The 262-nt window shown below is 64.5% G+C and carries 1 protein-coding gene; it reads left to right on the top strand.

The genetic code is table 11. The annotated features are described in order from the left end of the window. Positions 1 to 47: 47 nt before the first annotated feature. A partial coding sequence (locus AAEY78_RS13665) for a PA2404 family protein (RefSeq protein WP_352339884.1) occupies positions 48 to 262 on the top strand: 215 nt, incomplete at its 3' end.

The following is a 262-nucleotide window of genomic DNA, read 5'->3' as shown; positions in this document are numbered from 1 at the left end:
ACGCAGCCCTATGCGCCACCTGCGGCGATCAGGTCAAGGCCACCTACTTGCGTATCGGCAAGCCGCGCAGCCTGCGGGCCGCCGGGGTAATTTTCTTCGGCACCCCATACCGCATGGGCGCTGGCTTGCCTATTCCAGAACGTACCCCGCCCGACGCCGAACTGTGGATCACCATGGAAGGCTGGGACGGCAGCATGCAACAGGCTTCCATTCCCTTGAGCCAGGCCTCGCCTGCCACCGTCGCCTGGCTGAACAAGCAAGG

Origin of the sequence: Psychrobacter sp. 16-MNA-CIBAN-0192 (assembly GCF_040309565.1) — a bacterium.
GTDB lineage: Bacteria > Pseudomonadota > Gammaproteobacteria > Pseudomonadales > Moraxellaceae > Psychrobacter.
The sequence above is the reverse complement of the archived record's forward strand: the minus strand, read 5'-3'. Positions and strand labels throughout refer to the sequence as shown.